8 protein-coding genes and 2 pseudogenes are annotated in these 11,593 nt (G+C 39.9%); 4 read left to right on the top strand and 6 right to left on the bottom strand.

The window, feature by feature from the left end; genetic code table 11:
• Nucleotides 1–5: 5 nt before the first annotated feature.
• The 3 genes from phnD to F8S12_RS16965 form a co-directional block, all read right to left on the bottom strand.
• Entirely contained in the window at nucleotides 6–1,022 is a 1,017-nt protein-coding gene (gene phnD, locus F8S12_RS16955; RefSeq protein ID WP_196517312.1) for a phosphonate ABC transporter substrate-binding protein, read from the bottom strand.
• Nucleotides 1,023–1,094: 72 nt separating this feature from the next.
• Nucleotides 1,095–1,892 carry a phosphonate ABC transporter ATP-binding protein gene (gene phnC / locus F8S12_RS16960; protein ID WP_196517322.1) on the bottom strand — a complete coding sequence of 266 codons (798 nt, stop codon included), beginning with the start codon at nucleotides 1,890–1,892 and terminating at the stop codon, nucleotides 1,095–1,097.
• A 237-nt stretch (nucleotides 1,893–2,129) separates the two neighbouring features.
• Entirely contained in the window at nucleotides 2,130–3,569 is a 1,440-nt protein-coding gene (locus tag F8S12_RS16965; protein ID WP_196517313.1) for a RecQ family ATP-dependent DNA helicase, read from the bottom strand.
• A 146-nt stretch (nucleotides 3,570–3,715) separates the two neighbouring features.
• On the opposite strand from F8S12_RS16965, the gene F8S12_RS16970 reads away from it, so the two are divergent.
• Complete coding sequence (locus F8S12_RS16970) at nucleotides 3,716–4,153, top strand: GNAT family N-acetyltransferase (protein ID WP_196517314.1); 438 nt, start codon at nucleotides 3,716–3,718, stop codon at nucleotides 4,151–4,153.
• A 235-nt stretch (nucleotides 4,154–4,388) separates the two neighbouring features.
• Here F8S12_RS16970 and F8S12_RS16975 read toward each other — a convergent pair whose 3' ends face one another.
• The 3 genes from F8S12_RS16975 to F8S12_RS16985 form a co-directional block, all read right to left on the bottom strand.
• Nucleotides 4,389–5,243, bottom strand: coding sequence for an Rpn family recombination-promoting nuclease/putative transposase (locus tag F8S12_RS16975; protein WP_196517315.1), 855 nt, complete (start codon nucleotides 5,241–5,243; stop codon nucleotides 4,389–4,391).
• Nucleotides 5,244–5,537: 294 nt separating this feature from the next.
• Nucleotides 5,538–7,142, bottom strand: a complete 1,605-nt coding sequence (locus F8S12_RS16980; RefSeq protein ID WP_196517316.1) for a 2-isopropylmalate synthase — start codon at nucleotides 7,140–7,142, stop codon at nucleotides 5,538–5,540.
• A 95-nt stretch (nucleotides 7,143–7,237) separates the two neighbouring features.
• The gene (locus tag F8S12_RS16985; RefSeq protein ID WP_196517317.1) at nucleotides 7,238–7,759 is read right to left on the bottom strand and encodes a LabA-like NYN domain-containing protein; all 522 of its coding nucleotides are present in this window, start codon (nucleotides 7,757–7,759) and stop codon (nucleotides 7,238–7,240) included.
• Nucleotides 7,760–8,499: 740 nt separating this feature from the next.
• Between F8S12_RS16985 and F8S12_RS16990 the strand changes: the two genes are divergently transcribed.
• The 3 genes and pseudogenes from F8S12_RS16990 to F8S12_RS42350 form a co-directional block, all read left to right on the top strand.
• Nucleotides 8,500–10,863: a CHASE2 domain-containing serine/threonine-protein kinase gene (locus F8S12_RS16990; RefSeq protein ID WP_196517318.1), complete on the top strand. Its 2,364-nt coding sequence runs from the start codon at nucleotides 8,500–8,502 to the stop codon at nucleotides 10,861–10,863.
• Nucleotides 10,864–11,104: 241 nt separating this feature from the next.
• Nucleotides 11,105–11,398, top strand: a pseudogene (locus F8S12_RS16995) (ATP-binding protein); the annotation flags it as partial.
• Nucleotides 11,398–11,593 (top strand): annotated as a pseudogene (locus tag F8S12_RS42350) (WD40 repeat domain-containing protein); the annotation flags it as partial. The pseudogenes F8S12_RS16995 and F8S12_RS42350, both read left to right, overlap by 1 nt.

Raw genomic sequence — 11,593 nt, forward strand, 5'->3', positions numbered from 1 at the left:
ATATATTAGTTTGTCTGAATTTTCTTAAGTTGCTGATTGAGTTCTGCCAACTTCTGCTTTTTATCTTGTTCACTCATATCTGCTTTAGATTGTGTTTCTTGAATGGCTTTCGCAATTTCAAGCTCCCGAATTGTATTCCAAATTTTATCGGTGGCTGGAGCAAAACTAGCAATTTTAAAAGGTGCTAAAACTTTTTCATCTTTATAATTGTAGAAGAAGTTTTGAAACTTCTTTTTGATATCTGCTGGCAAATCCTGGCGATAGGCAACAGGATCGCTGGGAATCATGGTTGATTTCCAAATAATTTCAATCTTCTTTCTGGCTTCAGGATTAGTTTTTTCTAAGCGGGCTAGAGCCTCGCTACTAACAGTAGCAATATCTACTTTTTTATTAGCAACGGCGAGAGCGCACGCTTCATGATTACCAGCAAATATTAAACGCTTGAAGGCTTTTTTGGGATCAATGTTGTTTTTTGTAAAAACGTAGTAACTCGGCACTAAGAACCCAGATGTCGAATTAGGATCGTTGAAAGCAAAGGTAAGTTTAGCAGCATTTTTAACCACATATTTATCCCCACCTTCTGCCTTAGCTTCAGCAGTTATCGGATTATCTTTATTGGCAATTAAATGTGAGTAATAGCCTTTTGTACCATCTTCACCCACAACTTGAGCAAAGGCTTCAGCATTTGCTATTTTCACAGCTTCAATATATGACTTACCACCTAACCAAGCTACCTGCACTTTACCAAAGCGCATTGCCTCTATGACTGCTGCATATTGTGTGACATAAAAGGGTTTGATGGTAATGCCAATTTCCTTAGACATTGCAGCCGCAAAAGGTTCCCAAATCGGCTTTTGATTAACCTGAGATTCTGTAGAAAGAACACCAAAGTTAATTTGTTTAATATTTGCAACATCTGAGGTAGAACTATTAGAACTAGAGGTACAGGCTGATAGTAATTTCGCACTTGTCAAGGTAAGAGTAAACAAAGAAGCTTGTTGAATAAATAATCGTCTGCTCATGGATTAATCCTTAGTTAGTTTGTTTAATCTTGATGTTGTTTTCTTGAGTAGCTGTAAGACTTAGCAAAGATTTTATCCTAAAAACTCCCCATGTCCTCTCAAAACAAGTTCTTCTACTGCTGTACCGTAGAGTTCATTGAGCATATCATCATCTAGTTTTGCGATCGCACCATCAAACATCACTTCCCCATCTCTCAGGGCGATCGCCCGGTTAAAATATTGACGCACCATTTGAATCTGATGTAAGGAAGTAACTACTGTAATTCCGTTTTCTCGATTTAGTTCGATTAGCAACTCCATGACTTTTCGAGCAGATTCAGGATCGAGGGAAGCGATGGGTTCATCTGCAAGGATAATTTTAGCTCCCTGCACAAGACAACGAGCGATCGCTACTCGTTGTTGTTGTCCACCAGAAAGCATTGAAGCCCGCTTATAAGCGTGTTCCAGAATCCCAACTCTCTCCAGTGCACCAAGAGCTTGGATTTTTTCTTCTTTAGTAAATAAATGTAACGCTGAACGAATCAGAGGCGATCGCGTTAAATTACCAACGAGAACATTTTCAATAACTGTTAGCCGATTCACCAAATTGAACTGTTGGAAAATGTAGCCTATTTGACTCCGCAAAATCCTAATTTTTGAATGCAATTTCCCGTTGCTTTGCAGGGCAATTCCAAAAATAAAAACTGTTCCTGCATCTCCAATCTGCAAGCCATTCATATGGCGCAAGAGTGTAGACTTCCCTGAGCCAGATGCACCTACAAGGGAAACCATTTCCCCTTCCTTAATCGTGCAAGAAACATCTTTTAGTGCTGGCTTACCCTTAAAATTTTTTGACAGATTACTTACTTCGATAGCCACTGTAGTCGTGATCATTTGATACTTTAGATGACCCTGACTAAACAATAAAGTTATTTGGTTAAGGTATTATTAAGAAAAAATTATAAACATAATACGTTACAGAAAAGTGTGCAAAACAGTAAATCTACGGAATTACTTTGAAGAAGAATATAGAAGTTAGTCCTCAGAATTCAGAATCAATTAACGAAAACTCAAAATGGGGAAACCTCCGCTCTCAATACGGTTTGATTAAGACAAGAGACGCGATATCTAGCAATTGTCGCAATGTCCGCAACGCCAGTTAGCTGCTTCTTTGTCAAAACCAAAGGCGTTTAACAAAAACTGCCAACGACACTGTTTTGTAGTCAAATATTGATGCATTTGTTTGGCAGCATTTAATTGCGTGGGTGGCTGATTTCCTACTTTTTGCCCAATGCTGTAATGGAAAGGGTCAAGCCAGTTTAGTTGACCATTGCTATGGAGTAATGCTAAAGCGATCGCACCTTCGGGAAATTGTCGCGTTACAGCATTTACTTCTCCCTGCTTTGGTAATTTTTTCACAAGTTGCTGCGCTATTTGCTGTTGCGATCGCATTTGTTCTTGAAAAAATTGCTGTCTTTGCTTATCCTCTGGATCTAACCACCCCGTAGGTTCACTCACTAATGTTAACGCCTGGGCCGGTTTTCCATCCCTTCCAGCCCGACCAATTTCTTGCACATATTCAGACAGCAGATGTGGTGCATGAAAATGAATTACCCAGCGCACATCTGATTTATTTATCCCCATACCAAACGCACAGGTACACACAACAAAAGGGATTTTGCCACCTAACCAACTTGCTTCTATTGCACGGCGTTCTGTTGAACCCAATCCTGCATGATAACTAGCTGTAGCATAACCCATCTCTGCTAACCATTCAGCTAAATCCTCGCTATCTCTCCTAGTGCGAACATAAACTAATCCAGATTGTTGCGGTCTATTTTGAATAAACTTTAATAATTGTTGTTTCCTACCTCGTGGTGTCCATGCAATGCGAACGCTAAGATGCAAATTAGGACGGTAGGGATTCAAGCGGAAAATCTCTGGTTGCTGTAATTGTAAAACTGTTTGAATAATCTTTTGGGCTAAGGGATCAGCAGTAGCGGTAAAAGCGGCGATGCTGATTTTTGTTCCCGGTGGTTTTAATTTTAGCAATGCAGGACGCACAGCCCCTAATCTGCGATAAGCTGGGCGAAAACTATCACCCCACTGTACTAAACAATGGGCTTCATCTAAAATCAAACCATTAATTTGCAATTGCGGCTGACATAATCTCTCCCAGACTGGCGCACTTAGCAAAGTTTCTGGTGATAAATAAAGTAATCTTAGCTGTTGACGTTCTAAAGCTTGCAGAGTTGCACGACGTTGAAATGAAGACAATTCACTATGTAAAAGTGCTGCTTTCTGATGGCTTTGTAGTAGTTCCTGAACTTGATTTTCCATCAACGCCACCAAAGGCGAAACTACCAGCGTTAATCCTGTTTGTAGCAGTGCAGGAAGTTGAAAACAAATTGACTTCCCTCCACCTGTGGGCATAATAATCAGCGCATCTTTTTGTGCTAATAAACTGCTGATAATTTCTCCTTGTGGCGGACGAAAATCTTCATAACCCCAAATTTTTTGAAAAGCTGCGCGAACTTCTTGCCAAGATTTTGTTGTAGACTGATTCATAATCAATGGTAGATGCACTCATATCCTTGAACGCTGAATATAGCCTCTATCATCCAGCTAATGGTTCAGTAATTTCATCATCTTAGGTCGCAACCTACTGACTGCAAGAATGAATTATAAATATATTAAATAGAAGATTCAGGCAGATGAACAAAGAATTAAAAGATAAGTTTTACATCAGCACGGATAAATCTAAATTAGATATTCAAATAATTCATGATTTTTTAAAAGCTTCCTATTGGGCTGAAAACATCCCATTAGCTACTGTAGAAAAGTCAATAAAGAATTCTTTATGTTTTGGACTTTATCAAGATAATCAACAAGTTGGCTTTGCGAGAGTCATCACTGATTATGCAACTTCTGCGTTGTTAAAAGACGTTTTTATTCTAGACCCTTATCGAGGACAGGGTTTAGGAAAATGGTTTGTAGAATATATTTTGGAATATCCAGAACTGCAAGACGTTCAAAGGTGGTTATTAGGCACAAAAGATGCTCATGGGCTTTATCGCCGTTATGGTTTCAAAAATTTGACAGAGCCGGAAAAAATGATGATGCGTTTAAATCCTAATGCTGATCAAGCATAAACAATATCTAAATTGAGCAAAGCCCAATACTGCTTGGTTAAGCCTAAAAAAGCACTCCGGTGTAGGTTAGGTTGAGGAATGAAACCCAACCTTATCAGGGCTTTGTTGGGTTTCACGACCTTCAACCCAACCTACCAATCGATTTAAATTCTAATTTCGATCAAGTTTTTAAGATGTAATGTCTGAAATCCATATCCTATATTTGATATTTGCTGTCAATGCGGAAGTCCTATGATTAATTTCCAGTTTGTAACTCTGCCTGTAATTGCTGCACTCGTTCTACTGTTAACCCTGTAATTCTGGCAACTATTTCCATTGATATACCTTCACGCAGTGAATTAAGTGCGACTTGCTCTAATGCTTTTTGGGCAGCTTTTTTTTCCCAACTCGTAAGAATTTGCATATATTCCTCCTTCTGGTCTAATCCCATTGTACTTATTACTACTTTAAAGGTTTGTTCTTCTGTTTCATTTAAGTTTAAATAAGTGTCAATAAAACCAAAAATGAGTTGCATCCTTGCGGGGTCTAATTTGAAAGTAGTTAATAGCCGCAAACATTCCGCTTTGACTTGTGGACGTTCTTCTAGTGAAATATTCATTTTTGCCATAAGTGCTGCCGCAACAGGGTTTTGTTGGGTTAAATAATCTCGCCAGCTAATTCTATTTAATTGAATTGCTGCAAATTCAAACTTGAGTACATCTAAATTGGAAAATGTAATGCTATGTGTTTTTGGTTCTAATCGTAGCGGTTCATCAAAGGAGAAAATTACGACAGGGTAAATTGGTAAATCGTATTTTTCGTAAAGTCTTGCAAAGTATTTAAACATCCGTTTGGCAAAATCTTGCTGTGTATAAGATTGAGCCTCAAGATGGATTAAAAAGTAAGTTTCTTTCTCTTGATATTTTACTTTTGCCAGTAAATCGATTATTTTCTTTTCTCCAGCAGTAACATCAGTAAGTACTTCCTCTGGTAAAAATTGTATCGATTGTTTATCAATATCACAAGCAATAGTAGGCAGAAATAGCTCGATAAATTCAATGAAAAATGTAGAAATTAATTCTTTAAATAAGCGGTCGTGGTTGATAGTCATAGCCTTTTATAAGAGCAGATGACGGTTATTATCTTATGAGATTTTGCAAATATTATTTACAGCGAATTGCAAATTCATTTTTGTGGCCGGTTTAATCGAAAACTGCTGTAAGTAATATTTGAGTTTTATATTTGTCGCTTCTCTGAATAATGATATATTTTTCTGTCAGCATAAACTTCAAACAAATTTTCGGAACTCACATCTAACTCCTCCCCAAAATCGGAGAGGAGTTTTTTGCTGATGCTAAAAAGAAGGTGTAGTGCTTTTATTATGGACAATTTAACAGATACGATCTCAGACTTTCTGTGCAGATACTTCCTCTGGCTTTTCTTGACTTTGCAATGCAGAATACAATCTATTCAGCGCATTTACATAAGCTTGAGCCGATGCCACGATGATATCTGTGTTCGCCGCATGACCAGAAAACACCCTAGATTCATAACGTAAACGAATTGTCACTTCTCCAAGGGCATCAATACCACCTGTTACTGACTGCACAGAAAACTCAATCAACTGGTTGGGCACATTCACCACACGGTTGATCGCCTTGTAAACTGCATCCACTGGCCCAGTACCGATCGCAGCATCGGTTAATTCTTCACCTCCTGGGGTGCGGAGGGTGACTGTAGCGGTGGGACGGGCGTTGCTACCACAGGAAACTTGCACCAATTCTACCCGGAATAAATCGGGTGTTTGTTGGATTTCATCATTAACGATCGCTTCCAAATCCCAATCAGAAATTTCTTTCTTTTTATCTGCTACTTCTTTGAATCGAACGAATGCTTTATTTAATTCGGTATCCGACAGTTCAAAGCCCAATTCTTTCAACCGAGTGCGGAAAGCATTTCTCCCTGAATGTTTGCCCAAAACTATTTGATTGTCTGTTAATCCAATCAATTGGGCATCCATAATTTCGTAGGTTAGCCTGTTTTTTAACACACCATCTTGGTGAATCCCAGACTCATGGGCAAAGGCATTCGCCCCAACGATCGCTTTATTTGGTTGCACTAACATCCCCGTCAAATTGGAAACTAAGCGTGAAGTTTTATAAATTTGCCGGGTGTCAATATTTGTCAGGGATTCTTGAGAATCTTCTGGTCTTCCGAGATAGGGGTTAAAATATTGCCGCCGGACGTGCAGCGCCATTACCAATTCTTCTAATGAAGCATTTCCGGCTCGTTCGCCAATGCCATTAATGGTACATTCTAGTTGCCGTGCGCCATTTTTTACGGCTTCTAAGAAGTTAGCAACTGCCAAGCCCAAATCATTATGACCGTGAATGGAAATAATCGCTTGGTCGATGTTGGGAACATTTTCGACAATGCCTTTAATTATGGCTCCAAATTCGTTAGGGGTGGTGTAACCTACAGTATCGGGAATGTTAACTGTTGTTGCACCAGCTGCGATCGCTCGCTCTAAGATTTGGTAAAGAAATTCTGGATCAGTACGAGTCGCATCCATCGGCGAAAATTCTACATCTGTCATGAAGGACTTGGCATAAGCTACCATTTCTTCGGCGATCGCTAATACTTCTGCCCGTGACTTCCGCAATTGATACTCTAAATGAATATCAGAAGTCGAAATAAATGTGTGAATTCTGCCCTTGACTGCTGGTTTTAATGCTTCGGCAGCAGCTTCGATATCTGCTTTAATTGCTCTTGCCAAACTACAAATTACTGGGCCATTTTCTGTTCCAACAATTTTAGCAATTTTGCTAACTGCTTCAAAATCTCCGGGACTCGCAATGGCAAAGCCTGCTTCAATTACATCTACACCCAGTCGCGCCAATTGCTTGGCAATAACTAGCTTCTCGTCTATATTCAGAGTTGCTCCTGGACACTGTTCTCCATCTCGCAATGTCGTATCAAAAATGATGATTCGATCTGTTTTGTTTGTCATTTGCCCTTTGTTGTTTAGTTTTTACTTGTGGATCAAAATATCTTCAACCTTAGTTTTTCTTTTACTCTTACCTTTGTAAATAATTGCTAAGAATACTAACCTTCGGTTTTTTCTATTTGTTCTCTGATATCATTTAAATCTATATATCTATCAGTAGCATTCCGTAGCTCTCTAGCAATCATTCCTTCTGTTGAGACTACCGTAATATGCGTATTTTTTGAGCGTAATAGTTCGATTGCCCTTTCAAAATCCCCATCGCCACTGAATAATACTACTCGGTCATACTGGTCTACTGTATTAAACATATCTACAACAATTTCAATATCTAAATTCGCTTTTTGTGAGTAACGACCAGAAGTATCATCATAATATTCTTTAAGAATTTTAGTTCTGACTGTATATCCCAGACTAATTAGCGCATCTCTAAAGCCTCGCTGATCTTGTGGGTCTTTTAAGCCAGTGTACCAGAAGGCATTAATTAATGTTGTTTCTGACTGTTCATGTTTGAAGTATTCTAAGACTCGCCGAGGGTCAAAAAACCAGCCATTTTTTTGTTGAGCATAGAACATATTGTTTCCGTCTACAAAAATAGACAGACGATTCATTGGAGAACCCATACAAATTTACACCTAATAATATATATGAATTTAGATGGAACAATAGATTATAGCAATTTTCAAATGCCTTGTTTGCTAATATCTATAAAGTAGCTTTTCATCTATAGGTTTTATCCTACCTCTTTCAAGGCATAAAAACGGCTGCAACATTGGAGTTGAGATACTGGCTGCTAAACCTCATTCACCTCCGGCACTGCCAGAGCTACTCTGTGATCAAAATCTACCAATAAAATTGACTGAGTAACAGCATTCATAGCTGCATAACACTAAAGTTTACTCCTAAAGAGGTATGGCATAGGCTTAAGGTAGGATATAACTTGATGCCTAACTATAGGTTTTACTATCACTATCAGGATATGTTTTGTGGCAAGTACCAATATTGCGCCAGAGACAGAAGACGGACTTGGGACAGCTTCTGGTAGAACACCCAGTAAGAAGTGTACTGTTGGTTAGGTTAGGGTTAAATCTTGCCACCACCAAATGCAGAAGCGGAGTATCTTCGGCTTTGATCTGTGAGACAATCACTCTTTTGTAACTCACTCAACATTAAAAGAATAACTTAGGTAGTGCCTGAGTAGGAATCTCTTAGGGACTAGCTCTACCAATAAAAATTTGTTGATGAATAGAAGATAGTTTACAAATGTATAAGATTGTCATTTATGTCTTATTTCAATGTACTTGTACTAAAACGTGGTCTAAATAAATAAAAGTGTTGGACTTAAATTAATCAGTAACACGATATGGCGGAAAAACCTACATCTACCTTAACTAAAAACGATGTCTCTGCTGGCAATAGACTCTCAAGTAAACCAACAAAAGTAACCTCAACAGCATCGGCTCGCCAGTCTCGGTGGATGGTTCGCTTAGGCCATCTACTCGCTGGTGCTTGGGCAATGGGGGCAGCACTGCTGAGTGCTTCTAGTTGGGATTCAGTTCAACTGCTCGAAAATCAGGCGCTTTCTAGCTTTTTTCAACTGCGGGGGCCGATTGTGCCTCCAGAAGACATCGTAATTTTAGCAATAGATGATCAGTCCATATCAGTTCCCGAACAGTACTATAAAACAGATCCAAAACAGTATGCCTACCTAGAAACACTGAAATCTTTTCCCTACAAACGTGCTGCTTATGCCCAGGTAATCACAAAGTTAATCAAAGCAGGTGCCCGTTCTGTAGCAGTGGATGTAATTTTTGACACGCCAAGTAGTTATGGAGTTACTGACGATCGCCAACTTCAGGTAGCATTGCAAAAATATGGTAGCAAAGTTACTTTAGCAGCCCTCTACGAAAATTTCGAGACACACCAAGGAACGTTTATCCAAGTGTCGTCGCCGCAGCAAATATTTAACACCGGATCAGTATCTATTGGCTCAGTTAATTTCCCCTTAGAAGTCGATGGCAAGGTTCATCGATTGGCGAGTGAGTTTCCCAAGTTGTTAGCTGAAGATAATTTATTAATAGAAAAGCTACCCTCCTTTGATGAAGCAGCCCTCAGGACAGCAAAAGTAAATTATCCCCAACCAAAAGGCGATCGCATTTATTTTTGGGGGCCTGCGGGTACATTTGAGCCAATATCCTTTTGGCACGTACTCGACCCGGAAAACTGGAATACTTATTTGCAGCAAGGAAAGGTGTTCAAAGACAAGATAGTGCTGATTGGTGCAACAGATACATTACACAATGATTATCATTCAGTAGCAGCTAGCAAAACCGTTGAACGCATGTCGGGCGTAGAAATTCACGCCAATGCGATCGCAACTTTGAGCCAAGGTAAAGCGATCGCTCAAGGAATTAACAGTCCACCATTGCGGGGTTTGTTTGTGCTAATTCTAGTAGGCAGTACAGCCTTAATGGTTAGCAGACACAAGCGTATTCTCAATAGATTTCTGTCTAGCCTTGCCCTATCTGGTACTTGGGTAGGAATTAGCTATGGGTTATTTGTCTATGGTCAGTTAATTTTTCCTACTACTTTACCAATGATTGCGATCGCTATGATCGGACTTTCTTACCTGGGAACCTCAGTGGTAAGAGAAAATATCAAAAAACGCCAATTACTAGACATATTTCAGAAGTATAAAACTTACCCTGTTGTTCAAGAGATTATCAGCCAACAAGATGACCTACAAGACCTAATCCAGCAAAGAGATTTAGCTTTATCAGGAAAACTCCTGGCTCAACGCTACAAAATTGTCAAAGTTCTCGGTTCCGGTGGATTCAGCGAAACCTACATTGCCGAAGATACCCAACGTCCTGGTAATCCACGATGTGTTGTCAAACAACTAAAACCAGCCAACAGCAAACCAGAAAGCTTACACCTTCTCAGACGTTTATTTCACTCTGAGGCGCAAACACTAGAAAAATTGGGAACCCATGCTCAAATTCCTCAACTTTTGGCGTATTTTGAGGAAGATGAAGAATTTTATTTAGTGCAAGAACAAATAATTGGTCATCCTTTAAATCAGGAACTCCCAGCAGGTAGAGCAATTGATGAAATTGCAGTTATCAACATTGTCAGGGACTTATTGCAAATATTAATATTTGTTCATAAAAATAACGTAATTCACCGGGATATTAAACCCAGCAATATCATCCGGCGACACTCAGACGGTAAACTGATACTAATTGACTTTGGAGCCGTTAAAGACGTCAGCACAAAACAGCTTGATCATCAAGAACAAACACCCTTCACTATTGGCATTGGTACTCAGGGTTACGCACCAAGCGAGCAATATTTTGGTCGTCCACAGTACAGTAGTGATATCTATGCAGTCGGCATGGTTGGGATTAAAGCCTTGACTGGAATAACACCCCGTGAGCTAGATAGAGATGCTGATGGAGAGATAAAATGGAGCAATGCCTACGGCGGTAAACTACGCTCCCAGGTGAGCCACTCCCTAGCTAAAATTCTCAGTAAAATGGTGCTGGATGACTTCAAACAGCGATATCAGTCTGCATCAGAGGCTCTTGAAGCTCTTGAAACTTTTGGCGATTTGGTAAATTCTGAAAACAAACACGAAATACTACAAGATGAATCATTAATGAATACTTTAGATCAATTAGGCGCTCCCACAAAATCTTGCTCAAAACCATCTTCAGAAATTGTTTGAGTGAGTTGTATTGCCTAAATTAGACTTTTCGGTGTTGCTGAATCAAGAGATAAAACGTCAAAACTCCTTATCCTCTCTGCGCCTCTGCGCGACGCCAGGTGCTTTAAGTCGGGCATTGCCCGCCCAACGCACTGGCTCCTCTGCGTGAGATCCAAAAAAGTTTTTTCCGAAATAGCAGCTCTGTCCTCTGTATAATCACAAACATGGGCAAGAGTATCAGGCTAACTTTGGGTGATTTGCAATGAGATTAGATTTAGTCAGGTTTTTTCAAGCTTGCAACCCCAGCAAAACTCTAGTTGTGAGCAAACCGGAGGATAGACAATATTATATTGATTTCTCCAAAGTGCGTGGTGCCAAGATTATTGAAGAATTAGGGCGAACCATCACCCGCCTTTCACCGGAAGAACCTACTTGTCAATTATTTACCGGACATATCGGCTGTGGCAAATCCACCGAATTACTGCGGCTCAAAGCAGAGTTAGAGCAGCAGGGATTGCACGTAGTTTATTTTGAGTCTAGCCAAAGCTTAGATATGGGCATCAAGATTTTGTCAATAGTGTGAGTTTCAGCCCGGACGGCAAAACCATCGCCACGGCATCATCTGACAAGACAGCGCGGTTGTGGACGCTCAACGGCAACTGCTGCAAGAATTCAAAGGGCATCAAGGCTTAGTCAATAGTGTGAGTTTCAGCCCGGACGGCAAAACCATCGCCACGGCATCATCTGACAA

This window comes from Nostoc sp. WHI (assembly GCF_015714725.1).
GTDB lineage: Bacteria > Cyanobacteriota > Cyanobacteriia > Cyanobacteriales > Nostocaceae > Nostoc.